Origin of the sequence: Bradyrhizobium sp. 172, from assembly GCF_023101065.1 — a bacterium.
GTDB lineage: Bacteria > Pseudomonadota > Alphaproteobacteria > Rhizobiales > Xanthobacteraceae > Bradyrhizobium > Bradyrhizobium canariense_D.
Map to the genome: position 1 here is coordinate 7764878 of NZ_CP064701.1, position 16686 is coordinate 7781563.

Sequence of the window (16686 nt, forward strand, 5' to 3'; positions counted from 1 at the left end):
ATGGACAAATAACCGCTCTGCCCGATAGTTTGCGCGTCTCCAAAGGACGTGAAACGGAACTGCAATGGTCGACGTTCTCGCCGCACCGCAGCAAGGCAAGGCGGACAGCGCGCTACGCACGCTGACGGGAATTTCGATCGCGCATTGGGTCAGCCATTTTCATCTGCTGGTCCTGCCGATGCTGTTTCCCTTCCTCAAAAATCAACTCGGCGTCGGCTACGTCGAGCTCGGCTTCGCGCTGACCGTGTCGGCCGTGGTGTCGGGGCTGACGCAGGCGCCGACCGGCTATCTCGTCGACCATTTTGGCGCGCGAAAGATTTTGCTGGGCGGCCTCACCCTCGGCGGCCTCGCGCTGATCCTGCTTGGCCTGCATCTCAGCTACACCTCGCTGATCGCCTGCGCCGTGCTGCTCGGGCTCGCCAACAGCGTCTACCATCCCGCCGATTACGCCATCCTCGCCGAGCACATGGACGAAGCGCGGATGGGCCGCGCCTTCTCGATCCATACCTTTGCCGGCTATTTCGGCGGCGCGGTGGCGCCGGCGATCGTCGCCGCGATGGTCATCGTGTCAGGCGGTGTCGGTGCGCTGATCGCATCGGGCGTGATCGGCGTTCTGGTCGCGGTGTTGCTGGTGACCATGAACATTCCCGATGCCGGCGCGCACAAGACCAAGCCAGGCACCGAGAACGCACCCAAACAGGCCGTGATCACGCCGGCGCTGATCACGCTGACGGCACTGTTCATGCTGCTCAGCCTGTCGGTCGCCGGCATCAACAATTTCGGCGTGGTGGCGCTGATGAGTGGCTATGGCGTGACCTATTCCGCGGCCAATGTCGCGCTCACCGCCTTCCTCGGTGCAAGCGCCGCCGGCGTGCTCGCGGGCGGCTTTCTTGCCGACCACACCGAGCGCCACGGCTATGTCGCCGCCGCCTGCTTCGCCGCGAACGCGGCGATCGTGCTGCTGATCGCGCTGGTCACGCTGCCGGGCTGGGCGCTGACCGCCACGATGGCGGCCGCGGGATTCCTCTCCGGCGTGATCGCGCCTTCGCGCGACATGCTGGTGCGCAATGCAGCACCTCCCGGCGCGGCGGGGCGCGCCTTCGGCATCGTCTCCACCGGCTTCAATCTCGGCGGCATCGTCAGCCCGCTGTTGTTCGGCTGGATTATGGACCAGAGCGCGCCGCATTGGGTGTTCGGCACATCCGTGATCTTCATGGTCGCGACGGTGGTGCTGTCGCCGTTCACGGAGCGGAAGCGGCAAATCGCGGCTTGAGCAACAAACTCAATTGTCGTCCCGGCCTAGTGCGCAATTGCGCATAGGGGCCGGGGGTCCATAACCACGAATCGGAGTTGTGGCGCAAAGCTGCCAACTCCAAGTCTTCGCCAAACTAAAAATCGTGGTTATGGATCCCGGCCTTCGCCGGGATGACAGTTGTGATTGGGTTGGCTGAAGTGGCCCCTTACGTCGGCGACACCGCGCTCTTCAGCGGCGCTGCCTGCGGAGCAGCTCCACCGGTCAGCCTGGCCTTTTCCGTGTTGGGCCAGAGCAGGAGCAGCCCGAGCGCACCGGAGCCGACCATGATCGCGGCGTTGATGGTGAAGCCGGTCATGTAGCCGTCGAGCATGCTGCCGGCGCGCTGGATTACGCTGCCCATCACGAGCGGCGCGATGATGCCGGAAAGCGTATAGAGCGCACCGTAGATCGCGAGAACCGCGCCGCGCTGCGACGTCGGCGTGAACTCGCCGAGCATGGGCGGGCAGACGACGTAGATCGCGCCGCACAGGCCGGAGCCGACCACGAGCAGGGCGATCTGGAGGCCGGCACCTTGGACGTGCGGCATCATCGCGAGGATCAGGCCGCCGACGATCAGCGGCACAGAGCCGAGCACGCCGCGGGAGATCCGCGACGTGTAGCCGCGTGCCAGCATCACCTGCGAGATCCAGCCCGTGAGAATGACGATGGTCGCCCCGAACACCCAGGGCAGGATCGAGACGAAGCCCGCCTGAGACTGCGAGAAGCCGAGGCCCTTGACGATGAAGGGCGTGAACCAGGTGAGCCCGAGCGACAGCGCCCAATAGGCGCCGAAGGTCGCGGTCACACAGCCGATGAAAGTGCGCGATGTCAGAAGCTGGAGATAGGGTATTTTCGGTTCGATCACGGCCGATGCGTGGGTGTCCAGCGGGCCTTCCTTGCCGAGTGCGAGCCAGGCGGCGACCCAGATCAGGCCGACGATTCCAAGCGCACCGAACGCATAGTGCCAGGAATGATTGACGATGATCCAGTTCAGCGCCGGGACCGCCAGGATCACGCCAAAGGCCGAACCTTGCGACAGGATTGCGGTCGGCATCGTGCGCTTCTCGTCGGGGAACCATTTGTAGACTGCGTGCATCGCCACCGAGGCCGCCGGGCCTTCGCCGGCGCCGAGCACGATGCGGCAGATCAGGAGTGTGGTGAAAGAGACGGTGCCGACCATCGGAAACTGCGTCAGCGCCCAGATCACCGCGAGCGTCAACAGCACCCAGCGGGTCGGTACCTTGTTGACGATGAAGCCCACCACGATCGCCGAGATCGAGAACAGGAAGAAGAACGACGAGCCGAGCAAACCGAACTGCTCGGGCTCGAGCTTCAGCTCGGTCATGATCGGAACGCCCGCGAGACCGACGACGATCTTGTCGGCGAAGTTCACCAGCATGAAAAGAAACAGGAGAAATGTAACGGTCCAGGCGCCCTTTGGCGTTTGCTTTTGCGTTTGCTTTTGCGTTTCCTTCGACGTTTCCTTGGACATCCCCGTCATCTTGCCCGCCGCGGGCTGCGTTGCCTGAGCGCTCATCGTTCTCCCCGTCGTCCCTTTTTGGCACTTTTTTGATGTGGTCCTCTTAGGAGCTAACAACGGCTTCAATACCAACGCAACCCGGCATTTCCGCAGCAAGTGTGCTACGCAGCAATTCCGCTAATTCCGTCCGGCGCCATTCATCGTGCTGAGCATCCGAAACCTCTCCAAGACGTTCTCTTCGGCCGGTGAGCCGGTCCATGTCCTGCGCGGCGTCGATCTCGATCTCAAGGCCGGCGAACGCGTCGCACTGACCGGCGAGTCCGGCAGCGGCAAGAGCACACTGCTGCACCTGATCGCAGGGCTCGATGCCGCCGATGGCGGCACGATCCGACTGGAAGACACGGAGGTCACCAAATTGTCCGATGCGGGACGCGCGGGCCTGCGGCGCGACCGGATCGGCCTGGTGTTTCAACAATACAATCTGATCCCGAGTCTGTCGGTCGGGGATAATCTGGTGTTTCAGGCACGGATCGCCGGCCGGTACGACGAGGCTTGGTACAAGGAGCTGATCGAGCGTCTCGGGCTTGGCGGCCTGCTCAAGCGTTATCCAGAACAATTGTCGGGCGGACAGCAGCAACGGGTCGCGATTGGCCGGGCCCTGGCGACGAAGCCGTCGTTGCTGCTGGCGGACGAGCCGACCGGCAATCTCGACGAGGCCACCGCCGAGGACGTGCTGGCCTTGACGCGCGACCTCGTCACGCGCACCGGCTGCGGCTTTCTGATGGTGACGCACAGCCTGCATCTGGCCGCCGCACTCGATCGCCACGTCAACCTGCATGCCGGGCGGATCGCATGAGGCGCGCGCTCTGGGTCCTCGCCGTGCTGCTCAGCCATTGGCGGCGCCACAAGATGCAGTTCGCGACGCTCCTGATCGGGCTGATCGCGGCGACTGCGCTGTGGAGCGGCGTGCAGGCGATCAACCAGCAGGCCCGCAGCGCCTATGACCGCGCCGCGGCAACCTTCGGCGGCGCGCGCACGCCGATGCTGGTCGCGCCTGATGCCGCGACTTTTCCGCAGGAGCTGTTCGTCAAGCTGCGCCGCGCCGGCTGGCCGGTCTCGCCGATGCTGGAGGGACGGGTCCAGGTCAACGGGCGCTCGGTCCGGCTGCTCGGCATCGAGCCGGTGACGCTACCGGTCGATGTCGGCAACGCACCGCGCCTCGGCGCCGCCGATCTGAGCAGCTTCGTGGCGCCGCCGGGCCAGACGCTGGTGGCAAAGGAAACGTTGACCGACTTGCAGGAGCGGGAAGGCGCAGCGCCGCCGATCAGCAACGGCGCAATACTGCCGCCGCTGCGCGTGCTGCCGCAGCTCGTGCCCGACGTGCTCGTGGTCGATATCGGCGTGGCGCAGCGGCTGCTGAACAAGCCGGACCAGATCTCGCGGCTTCTGATCGGCAAGCCCAAGGGCAAGCCCGCGCCCTTAGCGAGCGTCGTCGGCGACCGCTTACAGCGGGTTGAGCCGGATGCGGAGACCGAGCTGGAGCGTCTCACCGACAGCTTTCACCTCAACCTCACCGCGTTCGGCCTGCTGTCGTTCTTCGTCGGTCTTTTCATCGTCAATTCAGCCGTCGGCCTCGCCTTCGAGCAGCGGCTGCCGATGCTGCGCACGCTGCGGGCCTGCGGTGCCTCGGCACGACTGGTCAACACCGTGCTGGTGGTCGAGCTCGTGGCGCTGTCGCTGGTCGCAGGCCTGATCGGGCTCGCCTGCGGCTATTTCATTGCAGCCGCGCTCTTGCCCGACGTCGCAGCATCCCTGCGAGGGCTCTACGGCGCGCAAATCCCGGGGCAGCTCAGCTTGCGTCCCGAATGGTGGCTCGCCGGGATCGGCATCAGCATTGTGGGCGCGCTTGTTGCCGCGGCGACCAGCCTGATCAAGGCTGTCAGGATGCCGGTGCTGGCGACCGCGCAGCCGCGCGCCTGGCAACAGAGGCAGAGCCGTTGGCTGATCCTGCAGAGCGGGGCTGCCTGCGCCGTGTTCGCCGTCGCGCTGTTGCTGCTCCAGTACGGGCAATCGCTGATCGCGGGCTTTGGCGTGCTGGCAGCGCTGATGCTCGGCGCGGCGTTGATCTTGCCGGCCTTCCTCGACATCATCCTGCAAACCGGGCAGCGTTTCGCGCGAAAACCGCTCGCGCTGTGGTTCTGGGCGGACAGCCGGCAGCAGCTCTCGGGATTGTCGCTGGCGCTGATGGCGCTGCTGCTCGCGCTCGCCGTCAATGTCGGGGTGTCCACCATGGTGGAAACGTTCAGCCGCACCTTCATCGGCTGGCTCAACGGGCGGCTCGCAGCCGACGTCTACATCAGCGCCTCCGACAATGCGAAAGGCGTCGCGATCCGCAACTGGCTGAAGGAGCGCAGCGATGTCCAGGCGATCCTGTCGGGCGGACGTGCCGAGGCGCAGGTGCAGGGCCAGCCGGTGGAACTGCTCGGCCTGCCCGATCACGCGCTCTATCGCGAGCGCTGGCCGCTGCTCGAAGCCGCACCCGGTGCCTGGACACAACTCATACCCGGCAATGCCGCTTTCATCAGCGAGCAGCTGAGCCGCCGCCTCAACGTCCGCGTCGGTGACGTCGTTGACGTCCCGGCGCCGGGCGGGACCTGGGAGCTCGACATCGTCGGCATCTATGCCGACTACGGCAACCCCAAGGGACAGCTGGCGGTGAATGTCGCGGCGCTGATCCGGCATTTTCCGCAGACGCCGCAGACGCGCATCGGTCTCATCGTCGCGAAGGAGAATATCCCCGGTCTGATCGCGGCGCTGCAGAAGCAGTTTGCGCTGGACGACCGCAGCGTCGCCGACCAGGCGACGGTGAAGGCGGAATCGATCCGCATCTTCAACCGGACCTTTGCGGTGACCTCGGCGCTGAACGCCTTCACCCTCGGCGTCGCCGGGATCGCGCTTCTGACCAGCCTTCTCACACTGGCGAACTCGCGCCTGCCGCAGCTTGCGCCGCTCTGGGCGATCGGTATCACGCGGCCACGCCTTGCCGCGATCGAATTGACCAAGACGCTGTCGGTCGCGCTGTTCACGTCTCTGCTGGCGGTGCCGCTCGGGCTGCTGGTGGCGTGGTGCCTGATCGCGATCGTCAATGTGAAAGCGTTCGGCTGGCGGCTGCCGTTCCATGTATTTCCGTTGCAACTGGTCGAGCTGGTGGCAGTCGCGCTGTTCGCCTCGTTGCTTGCCACCCTGCCGCCGATGATCCGACTTGCCCGGATGCAGCCGGCGAGCCTCGTCAAGGTGTTTGCCAATGAGCGCTGATGGGATTTCGCGGCGCACCTTCGCCGGCGGCATCGCCGCGCTCGCGGCAGTCCGCCGCGCAGGCGCGCAAGGCTATGCCGGGCTCGGCGAGACAGCCGACGGCTTTGCCAAGGTCACGCCGGGGAAGACGTTCGCCTTTCCGGACGATCACGGGCCGCATCCGGAGTTTCGCATCGAATGGTGGTATCTCACGGCGAACCTCGTCGATGCCAGCGGCGCGGCTTGCAGCCTGCAATGGACGCTGTTCCGACAGGCGACGCAGCCGGGGCCGCAGGGCGAAGGCTGGGCCAATCAACAGGTGTGGATGGCGCATGCCGCGGTAACGCGCGCCGACACCCACCGCTTCAACGAGCTGTTTTCCCGCGGTGGTGTGGGACAGGCCGGAGTCACGGCGAAACCGTTCTCGGCCTGGATCGACGATTGGGAGATGAACGGATCCGAGCGCACCGAAGATCGCGCTTTAGCGCCGCTGACGCTGAAGGCCTCGGGCGCCGACTTCAGTTACGTGCTGACGCTCGAGGCCGATCGTCCGGTGGTGTTGCAGGGCGCCGGCGGCTACAGCCGTAAATCGGAGCGCGGTCAGGCCTCCTATTATTACAGCCAGCCGTTCTATCGCGCCCGCGGCACGCTCACCATCGACGATAGGACGGTCGATGTTTCCGGCCAGGCCTGGATGGACCGCGAATGGAGCAGCCAGCCACTCGATGCCGACCAGACCGGCTGGGACTGGCTGTCGCTGCACCTGTCATCCGGTGACAAGCTGATGCTGTACCGGCTCCGGCAGAAGGACGGCAAAGATTATCCGTTCGGCAACTGGATCAGCGCGATGGGCGAGACGCAGATGATCGCGGGCGACGACATCCAGATGATGCCGAAAGCGACGGCTGAGGTCGCGGGACACAAGCTCCCGGTGGAATGGCAGATCGCGATCCCCTCGCGGTCGTTCTCGATCCAGTGCAAGCCGCTCAATCCACAGGCGTGGATGGGGACCGGTTTTTCCTATTGGGAAGGGCCGATCAGCTTTGCCGGTACGCATGACGGCGTTGGCTATCTCGAGCTGACCGGGTATTGAACCGGGACCTCTTCGAAGGGACTAGCGATGCATCACCTCACCGCCCTCGTCACGCTGCTGGCGATCCTGTTCTACTTCTTCACCTCCATCAACGTGTCGCGCTCGCGCACCAAAACCGGCGTCAAGGTGCCGGCAATGTCGGGCCATCCGGATTTCGAGCGCGCGTTCCGGATCCAGATGAACACGCTGGAATGGATGCCGATCTTCCTGCCGTCGCTCTGGCTTTTCGCGATTTACATCAGCGATTCCGGCGCAGCGGCGATCGGCGCGGTCTGGATCGTCGGCCGCATCGTTTACTTCATCGGCTATTCGAAGGCCGCCGCAAAACGCGGCCCGGGATTTTTTATTCAGGGTATCGCGGCCATTGCGCTGTGGGCGGGGGCGCTGGGGGCGGCGGTGCTGCGACTGGTGTGAGGCAGCCGACATACGGCCACTTGCCCCGCCGTCGTCCTGGCGGAGGCCTGGACCCATAACCACAGGACACGGTTATGGGCACGATGGCGGCGACAGCTTGTTTCAACAAGCGGCTGTCGGGGTAATGGGTCCTGGCTTTCGCCAGGACGACATAGAGATCCTCACTTCGTCAGCGGGCAGCCGCTCTCCTTGGCAGTGAAGAACGCCTTCTCGCCGGGAACGACCGCGAGCTGCTTGTAATAGTCCCAGGGCTTCTTCGATTCCGCGGGCTTCTTGACCTCGAACAGATACATGTCGTGGACCATGCGGCCGTTCTCGAGCACCTTGCCGCCTTGCGCGAAGTCGTCGTCGACCGGCAGCTCCTTCAGCTTCTTGGCGACCGCATCCGGATCCTTGGACCCGGCGGCCTTGACCGCCTTGAGATAGCTCAGCGTCGCCGAATAGGTGCCGGCCTGGATCATGTTCGGCATCCGGCCGGTGCGCTTGAGAAAGCGTTCGCCGAGATGGCGCGTGCGGTCGTTGATGTCCCAGTAATAGCCCTCGGTCAGCACCAGGCCTTGCGCGGCCTGCAAGCCGAGGCCGTTCACTTCGGCGAGCGTCATCAAGAGGCCCGCGAGCTTCTGGCCACCGGAGACGATGCCGAACTCGGACGCCTGCTTGATCGAATTGGTGGTGTCGAGGCCGGCATTGGCAAGGCCGACGATCTTCGCCTTCGAGCTCTGCGCCTGGAGCAGGAAGGAGGAGAAGTCCGAGGAGTTGAGCGGCACGCGCACCGAACCGAGCACCTTGCCGCCATTGGCGGTGACGATCTCGCTGGTGTCCTTCTCCAGCGCGTAGCCGAAGGCGTAGTCCGCGGTGAGGAAGAACCAGCTGTCGCCGCCGGCCTTGGTCAGCGAGCCGCCGGTGCCGACACCGAGCGCGCGGGTGTCATAAGCCCAGTGGAAGCCATAGGGCTGGCAGGCATCGCCGGTGAGGCGCGAGGTCGCAGCGCCGACGACGATGTCGATCTTCTTCTTTTCCTTGGAAAGCTCGTGGATCGCGAGCGCGACCGATGAGGTCGTCAGCTCCGTGATCATGTCGACGTTCTCGACATCGTACCAGCGGCGCGCGATCGAGGTCGCGAGATCCGGCTTGTTCTGGTGGTCGGCGGTGACGAGCTCCACCTTCTGGCCCAGCACCTCGCCGCCGAAATCCTCGATCGCCATCCGGGCGGCCTCGACCGACCATTTGCCGCCGTAATCGGCGTAGACGCCGGACTGGTCGTTGAGGATGCCGATCTTGACGCCTTGCGCAGAGGCCGGCGCGGCCAGCAGCAAAGCCGAAATTGCGACAGCGGCCAAAAGTGCTGATTTCATCTGTTAGCTCCCAGCAGTTTTCTGTTTTGAAATCGCGCGGATACTAGTGAAGAACCCCGGCGGTGCCCATCCATTGCATGTTGGTCGTTAGTATGAAGGGCGTGCCAAGCAAACGGCGTCGTCCCGGCCTAGTACGCAATTGCGCACGGGGGCCGGGACCCATACCGCGGAATCCCTCGGTTGCGGTCGGTAGGAGTACCGAACGACGAATCTTCACTAAACCACGTTCGAGGGTTATGGGTCCCGGCCTTCGCCGGGACGACAGCGTGAATATTGAAGGGTCGGTGGCGCGCCATTTGATACTTATCAGCCCACCGCCTTCGGCTTCCCCTCGTTCTTCCCCTCGGCCAGGTTCCGCACCACCACATAGAAGATCGGCGTGAACAGAAGCCCAAACAGGGTGACACCGATCATGCCGAAGAACACGGCGACGCCGACGGCTTGCCGCATCTCCGAGCCCGAGCCGGACGAGATCACCAGCGGCAAGACGCCGAGGATGAAGGCGAAGGACGTCATCAGGATCGGCCGCAGGCGCAGGCGGCAGGCGTCGATCACGGCCTCCAGCCGCGGCTTGCCTTCTTTCTCGATGTCGCGCGCGAACTCGACGATCAGGATCGCGTTCTTTGCCGCCAGCCCCACCAGCACGACGAAACCGATCTGGGTGAGGATGTTGACGTCCTGCCCCATGATGCGCACGCCGATGGTGGCCGCCAACAGGCACATCGGCACGATCAGGATCACCGCGAACGGCAGGGTCCAGCTGCCGTATTGCGCGGCAAGCACCAGATAGACGAACAGCACGCAGATCGGGAATACGTAGAGACCCGCATTGCCGCCCGTGATCTGCTGGTAGGACAGATCGGTCCACTCGAAGCTGAAGCCACTCGGGAGGGTGTCGTCGGCGAGCTTCTTGATCGCGTTGAGCGCGGTGGTCGAGCTGGTGCCCGGCGCCGGCTCGCCCTGCAGCTCGGAGGCCGCGTAGAGATTGTAGCGCGCGACGCGGTCAGGGCCGGAAACGTCCTTGAACTCGACCACGCTGCCGAGCATCACCATGTCGCCGGAGGCGTTGCGCGTGCGCAACCGCGAGAGATCGCTCGGCTCTTTCCGGAACGGGAAGTCGGCCTGCGCGGTGACGTGGTAGGTGCGGCCGAACAGGTTGAAGTCGTTGACATAAGTCGATCCGAAATAGGTCTGGATCGTGTCGTTGATGCCGGCGATGGGAACGCCGAGCTTCTGCGCCTTGGTGCGGTCGATGTCGACGAAGAGCTGCGGCGTATTGGCCGAGAACGGCGAGAACACGGAGGGAGCGAGCAGCGAGGGCGATTTGCGCGCCGCGGCGACAAGCTCGTCAGTAGCCGCGGCGAGCATCTCCGGCCCACGGCCCTGGCGGTCCTGGATGCGGATGGTGAAGCCGCCACCGGTGCCGATGCCGGGCACGGCCGGCGGCGGAATCACGATGATGAAGGCACCCTGAATCGCGGCCAAGCGTTTGCGCAGCTCGACCGTGATGGCGTTCGCAGACAATCCTTTCTTGATCCGCGCCTCGGGCTCGTCGAACACTGGGAAGAGCGCCGCCGCGTTGCCGGCCTGCGTCCGCGTCGCGCCGGAGAAGCCGGCGAAAGCGGCCACGCGGATGATACCCGGCGTATCCAGCGCGATCCGCTCGATCTCGCGCACGACCTCGGTGGTGCGCGCCAGCGAAGCGGCGCCCGGCAATTGCACGGAGATGATGACGTAGCCGCGGTCCTGCGCCGGAATAAAGCCTTGCGACGTGGTGGCGATCAGCCAGCCGGCGCTGCCGATCAGCACGACGTAGATCAGGATCATCACCGCCGAATGCCGGATCACGAAATTGGCGAGGCCGGCGTAGCCATGCGCGAGACGGTCGAACACGCGGTTAAACACGCCAGTGAAAGCGTTCCAGCCGCGTGCAACAAGATTCCAGCGCGCGGGCGGCCGTTTCTCCTCGTGGGGGACGAGGAGAAGCGAGGCCAGCGCCGGCGATAGCGTCAACGAGCAGAAGCAGGAGATTGCGGTCGCGACCGCAATGGTGACGGCGAATTGCTGGAAGAACTGACCCGAAATTCCGCCCAGAAATGCGGTCGGGACGAACACCGCGCACAGCACCAGCGCGATCGACACCAATGCGCCGCCGACCTCCTCCATGGTCTTCAGCGCGGCATCGCGCCGGCTCATGCCATGCTCGAGATGCCGCTCGACATTCTCGACCACCACGATGGCGTCGTCGACCACGATACCGACGGCGAGAACGAGCCCGAACAGCGTGAGATTGTTGATCGAGAAGCCGAGCGCCGCCATCACCGCGAAGGTGCCGACCAGCGAAACCGGAATCGCGATGATCGGAATGATCGCGGGACGCCATCCCTGCAGGAACACCAGCACGACGACGACCACGAGCAACATGGCCTCGTAGATGGTCTTGATCAGCTCGTGGACGGACTGCGCGATGAACTCGGTCGGGTTGTAGCCGATATTGAAGTCGAGGCCTTTCGGAAAGGTCTCCTTCAGCTTCGTCATGGTGTCCGAAATGTTCTTCGCGGTCGCGAGCGCGTTCGATCCCGGCCGCTGCGTCACCAGCATGGCGACCGCCGATTTGCGCAGCAGGAAGCTGTTGGTGGAGTAGGCGAGAGCACCAAGCTCGATACGGGCGACGTCGCGCAGGCGCACCGTGCGGCCGTCGGAGCCGGCCTTGATCAGGATGTCCTCGAACTGCTTCTGGTCTTTCAATCGCCCGGTGAAGGTGAGGTTCGGCTGGAAGGCGCGGTCGGCGATCGGCGGTTCGGCGATCTGGCCGCCCGCGATCTGCACGTTCTGCGCGCGGATCGCGGCGAGCACCTCGGTTGCGGTCAGGCCGAGATTGGCGATCCGGTCAGGATCGAGCCATAGCCGCATCGAATAATCGCGCGCGCCGAAGATCTGGATGTCGCCGACGCCGTCGATCCGCAGCAGCTGATCGCGGACCTGGAGCAGCGCATAGTTGGAGATGTAGAGCTGGTCGAACGTGTCGTCGGGCGACAGCATGAACACGACCATCAGGATGTCGGGCGAGTTCTTGCGCGTGGTGACGCCGTTGCGCTGAACCTCTTCAGGCAAACGCGGCTGCGCGATCGCAACGCGGTTCTGCACCAGCACCTGGGCTTTGTCGAGATCGGTGCCGAGCTTGAAAGTGACGGTGATGGTGAGCTGGCCGTTCGAGGTCGCCTGGCTGTAGAGATACAGCATGTCCTCGACGCCGTTGATCTCCTGCTCGATGGGTGCGGCAACCGTGTCGGACACGGTCTGCGCGGAGGCGCCGGGATATTGCGTGGTGACGACGACGGTCGGCGGCACCACTTGCGGATATTCGGAGACCGGCAGCGTGGTATAGGCCAGCGCGCCGACGATCAGCAGCACGATCGACAGCACCATCGCCAGGATGGGCTGGTTGATGGAGAGACGGCCAAGATTCATGATTTGCCACCGGCGGGCGCTGGTGCCGTCTGCGGTGCGACCTTGGCACCGACGCGGGCGCGCTGGATGCCGTTGACGATGACGCGGTCGTCCGCCTTCAATCCCTCGCGGATCACGCGCAGGCCCTCGTCGAGCGGTCCGAGCGTCACGGGACGCGCCTCGACGGTGTCGTCCGGCTTGACCACGAACACGATCTTGCGGGACTGGTCAGTTGCGACCGCAACGTCGGGGATCAGCAGCGCTTCATAGGGCGCGCTGCCGATCAGTCTGATACGCCCGAACTGACCGGGCAGGATCGAAAGATCGGTGTTCTTGACCACGGCGCGGCTGCGCAGCGTGCCGGTGGAGACATCGAGGCGGTTGTCGAGGAAATTGATGCTGCCTTCACGGGATGGTTTCGTCTCGCCGGCGAGCGTCACCTGCACCGGGTTCGCCGTATCGCGCGAACTCGGGCGGCGGCCTTCGAACCACAGCTTGCTGTATTTGATGAAGGTCGCCTCATCCATGTCGAAATAGATATAGATCGGGTCGAGCGTCACGATCGAGGTGAGCAGCGTCGACGTTCCGGTATCGCTGCCCTGCACGAGATTGCCAGGGCTGACAAGGTGGCGGCTGACGCGGCCGGTCAGCGGCGCCGTCACATGCGTGAATTCGATATTGAGCTTGGCGACTTTGAGCGCACCCTCGGCCTGTGTTTCGGCAGCGTGCGCAGCCTGCAAGGCCTGACGGCGCTGATCGACCACCTGCTCGGAGACGGCGCTGGTCTGCACCAGGCTCAAACCGCGATCGAGCTCCCGCTTTGCAAGCTCCACCTTGGCACGGGCATCGGAAAGCTGCCCCTCGGCCTGCGTGGCCACCGCCTCGAACGGACGTGGGTCGATGACGTAGAGCAGATCGCCCTGACGCACGATGGCGCCATCCTGGAATTCGACAGAGTTGACGAACCCGCCGACGCGCGGGCGGACCTGCACCTCCTCCATCGCCTCGAAGCGGCCGGTGAACTCGTCCCAATCGGTGACGGTGCGCTTGACCGGTTGGGCGACGGTTACCGGCGCCGGCGGGGGAGCGCTCGCTTGCGAGGCCGGCTGGCCGCAACCGGTGAGCACGAACGCCGCGGCGAGAAGGCCGACGATGGCGTAAGGCCGAGGCGAAACGAAATCGTGCGTTTTGACAAATTGCTCGCTTCCGTCCGGTCCAGTCATCCCAGGTCCTCGCATCAAAGCCGCGGAAAAAGCAGGGTACGCCTGTACCCGCGGGCGCCACAAGATGGGTGGCAATGATGAACTCTTCAAGACCAAAGCGCAGGCAATGCTCGGAGGAATGCCCTGGCCGGATGACGGGTTGACAGGGCTTGTTGGCCTCTCCCCGTAAGCCGGGAGAGCAAGCGGAGAGTGCGTTAGCGTCTTCGCACATGACGGGCGGAGCCGGCTCGGCTAGATTGCTCCTCATAAAACAAGACGAATTGTCCGGGGAGGACAGGCGTGCACCAGGGACGTGTCGTTTACGGCGCGATCGAGGAAGTCGTGTTCGGCCACCCCGCGGCCGAGGCCGTGGTCGCCCAGATGGACCGGCTGGGGACGCGCCGCGCCTTCCTGATGGTCTCGGGCACGCTCAACCGGCAGACCGACGAAATCGCCAAGATCAAACAAGCCCTGGGCACAAATTGCGCGGGCGTCTTCGATGCCATGCCGGCGCACACCCCGCGCGAGGCGGTGATCGCCGCCACCAATGCGGCGCGCGAAGCGGGCGCCGACCTGATCGTCACCGTGGGCGGCGGCTCGATCACCGACGGCGCCAAGGCGGTGCAGCTCTGCCTCGCCAACGGCATCGACGATGTCGACGGCATCGAGCGTATCCGCGTGCACAAGGGCGTCGCGCCCGAGATGACGGCGCCGACCGTGCGTCAGATCAGCGTGCCGACCACGATCGCCGGCGGCGAGTTCAGCTCGATCGCAGGCGTCACCGACCGCACCGCCCATGTGAAACAGATGCTACGGCATCCGCTCAGCGTTCCGCGCGCGACCATCCTCGATCCCGCCATCACCGTGCACACGCCGGAATGGCTATTCCTCTCGACCGGCATCCGCGCCATCGATCATTGCGTCGAGGCGATCTGCTCGCGCGAGACGCACCCCTATGCCGACGCGCAATCGGTGAAGGGCCTCGCCATGCTCGCCGACGCGCTGCCACGGGTGAAGGCTGACCCTGCTGACCTCGACGCGCGAATGGATGCGCAGATCGGCACCTGGCTGTCGATGGGCGCGCTCGCCGCTGGCGTGCCGATGGGCGCGAGCCACGGCATCGGTTACGTGCTGGGCGCAGCCTTCGACGTACCGCATGGCTACACCTCCTGCGTCATGCTGCCGGCCGTGATGCGCTGGAATGCGCGCGACAATGCCGAGCGCCAGATGATCGTCGCGGCCGCAATGGGCTTTCCCGGCCACGCGGCAGCCGATGTGCTCGATGCCTTCATCCGCTCGCTCGGCATGCCGCGCAGCCTCGCCGATGTGCGCGTCTCGCCGGAGCATTTCGACGCCATCGCGGACGCTGCGATGCGCACGAACTGGATCCCGCGCAACCCGCGCAAGATCGACAGCCCCGCTCAAGTGCGCGAAATCCTGCTTCTTGCCGCATGATCCAAAGCCGGAGGACTGATGTACCCAGGTCAGCATGCCCGCCTGCGCCCACTCCAGCCCGCCTTCATCATGGCGACGACCGGCGAGGCCGTCACCTATCGCGAGCTCGATGCGCGCAGCAATCGGCTGGCGCACCTGTTCCGCAAGTATGGCCTGAAGCGGCTCGACCACTACTCGATCTTCATGGAGAACAATTCCCGCTACCTCGAAGCCTGCGGCGCGGGCGAGCGCTCCGGCCTCTACTACACCTGCATCAACTCGTTCCTGACGCCGGGCGAGTTCGCCTATCTCCTGGTCAACAGCCAGTCGAAAATCCTGATCACGTCGGTTGCGAAGCTCGATATCGCCCGCGAGGCGATCAAGGTCTGCCCCGACATCAAGCTGTGCATCGTCGCCGACGGCCCGGGCGAGAGCGAGCGCATCGTCGGCCTCACTGAGGTAACCGCCGACCTGCCGAAGACGCCGATCCCGGATGAATGGCTCGGCACCGCCATGCTGTATTCATCGGGCACGACGGGACGGCCAAAAGGGATTCTGCGGCCGCTTCCGGAGGAGCCGCCGAAACACAATCTGCCGTTGTTCGATTTCCTGACAAAGCTTTGGCACTACCGCGAGGGCATGATCTACCTGTCGCCGGCGCCGCTCTATCATTCGGCGCCGCAGGCCGCCGTGAACCTCACGATCCGCATGGGCGGCACCGCGATCATCATGGAGAATTTCGATCCCGAGCGTTACCTCCAGCTCGTCGAGCGGTGGGGTATCACTCACACCCAGTTGGTGCCGACGATGTTCTCGCGCATGCTCAAGCTGCCGGAGGAGGTGCGCACGCGCTACGACCTGTCGTCGCTCGAGATCGCGATCCATGCCGCCGCGCCCTGCCCCGCCCTGGTCAAGGACGACATGATCAAATGGTGGGGACCGATCATCCACGAGTACTACGGCGCGACCGAAGGCCTTGGCTTCACCGCCTGCGACAGCGCGGAATGGCTCGCCCATCGCGGCACCGTCGGCAAGGTCCTGCTCGGCGATCTCCACATTCTCGACGAAAACATGAAGCCATGCCCGACCGGCACGCCGGGTCAGGTCTGGTTCAAGACGGCCTCGCCATTCGAATATTTCAACGACCCGGAGAAGACCAGGGAAGCGCGCTCGGCCGACGGCAGCATGAGCACGGTCGGCGACGTCGGCTATGTCGACGAGGATCGTTTCCTTTATCTAACGGACCGCGCGACCTTCATGATCATCTCCGGCGGCGTGAACATTTATCCGCAGGAGTGCGAGAATCTGTTGATCACCCATCCGAAGGTTGCGGACGCCGCGGTGTTCGGCGTGCCCAATTCCGATCTCGGCGAAGAGGTGAAGGCGGTGGTGCAGCCGATGCCCGGGGCCGTGCCGGGCGAGGCGCTCGCCGAGGAGCTGATCGCGTTCTGCGGGGCGTCGCTGTCGCGGCAAAAGGTGCCGCGCTCGGTCGATTTCGAGAAGGAGTTGCCGCGGCTGCCGACGGGGAAGCTGTACAAGCGGCTGCTGCGGGACCGGTATTGGGGGAACAAGGCGTCAAGGATTGTGTGAAGGGCCGCTGTCGCCGGAGAAACTTCCCTCTCATCGTGAGAGACACCCCTGCGGCCTTCCGTCGTCCGAATTGCCGAGAG

General features: G+C 64.7%; 11 protein-coding genes. 7 read left to right on the top strand and 4 right to left on the bottom strand.

Annotation, left to right across the window (positions count from 1 at the left end):
- Positions 1-64 precede the first annotated feature (64 nt).
- A complete protein-coding gene (locus IVB07_RS36820) occupies positions 65-1273 on the top strand; it encodes an MFS transporter (RefSeq protein ID WP_247767416.1) in 1209 nt (402 codons plus the stop codon).
- Between the two features lie 187 nt (positions 1274-1460).
- On the opposite strand, the gene IVB07_RS36825 is transcribed toward IVB07_RS36820, so the two are convergent.
- On the bottom strand, positions 1461-2831 hold the full coding sequence (locus tag IVB07_RS36825; protein ID WP_018455978.1) for an MFS transporter: 1371 nt from the start codon (positions 2829-2831) through the stop codon (positions 1461-1463).
- Between the two features lie 145 nt (positions 2832-2976).
- Here IVB07_RS36825 and IVB07_RS36830 point away from each other — a divergent pair, with 145 nt between their 5' ends.
- The 4 genes from IVB07_RS36830 to IVB07_RS36845 are packed head-to-tail and all read left to right on the top strand — an operon-like array spanning position 2977 to position 7575.
- On the top strand, positions 2977-3630 hold the full coding sequence (locus tag IVB07_RS36830) for an ABC transporter ATP-binding protein (RefSeq protein ID WP_018455977.1): 654 nt from the start codon (positions 2977-2979) through the stop codon (positions 3628-3630).
- On the top strand, positions 3627-6089 hold the full coding sequence (locus IVB07_RS36835; protein ID WP_018455976.1) for an ABC transporter permease: 2463 nt from the start codon (positions 3627-3629) through the stop codon (positions 6087-6089). The genes IVB07_RS36830 and IVB07_RS36835 overlap by 4 nt, the downstream gene beginning before the upstream one ends.
- Positions 6079-7161 carry a lipocalin-like domain-containing protein gene (locus IVB07_RS36840; protein ID WP_247295944.1) on the top strand — a complete coding sequence of 361 codons (1083 nt, stop codon included), beginning with the start codon at positions 6079-6081 and terminating at the stop codon, positions 7159-7161. Before IVB07_RS36835 ends, IVB07_RS36840 begins: the two co-directional genes overlap by 11 nt.
- Before the next feature lie 27 nt (positions 7162-7188).
- Positions 7189-7575, top strand: a complete 387-nt coding sequence (locus tag IVB07_RS36845; RefSeq protein ID WP_018455974.1) for an MAPEG family protein — start codon at positions 7189-7191, stop codon at positions 7573-7575.
- Between the two features lie 161 nt (positions 7576-7736).
- Here IVB07_RS36845 and IVB07_RS36850 read toward each other — a convergent pair whose 3' ends face one another.
- From IVB07_RS36850 to IVB07_RS36860, 3 genes are all read right to left on the bottom strand, one after another.
- Positions 7737-8930: an ABC transporter substrate-binding protein gene (locus IVB07_RS36850; protein ID WP_026233063.1), complete on the bottom strand. Its 1194-nt coding sequence runs from the start codon at positions 8928-8930 to the stop codon at positions 7737-7739.
- A gap of 306 nt (positions 8931-9236) precedes the next feature.
- The gene (locus IVB07_RS36855; protein WP_018455972.1) at positions 9237-12401 is read right to left on the bottom strand and encodes a multidrug efflux RND transporter permease subunit; all 3165 of its coding nucleotides are present in this window, start codon (positions 12399-12401) and stop codon (positions 9237-9239) included.
- Positions 12398-13603, bottom strand: a complete 1206-nt coding sequence (locus IVB07_RS36860; protein ID WP_018455971.1) for an efflux RND transporter periplasmic adaptor subunit — start codon at positions 13601-13603, stop codon at positions 12398-12400. Before IVB07_RS36860 ends, IVB07_RS36855 begins: the two co-directional genes overlap by 4 nt.
- A 279-nt stretch (positions 13604-13882) precedes the next feature.
- Here IVB07_RS36860 and IVB07_RS36865 point away from each other — a divergent pair, with 279 nt between their 5' ends.
- Entirely contained in the window at positions 13883-15037 is a 1155-nt protein-coding gene (locus tag IVB07_RS36865) for an iron-containing alcohol dehydrogenase (RefSeq protein ID WP_018455970.1), read from the top strand.
- Between the two features lie 18 nt (positions 15038-15055).
- The gene (locus IVB07_RS36870) at positions 15056-16606 is read left to right on the top strand and encodes an AMP-binding protein (RefSeq protein ID WP_247295941.1); all 1551 of its coding nucleotides are present in this window, start codon (positions 15056-15058) and stop codon (positions 16604-16606) included.
- Positions 16607-16686 lie beyond the last annotated feature (80 nt).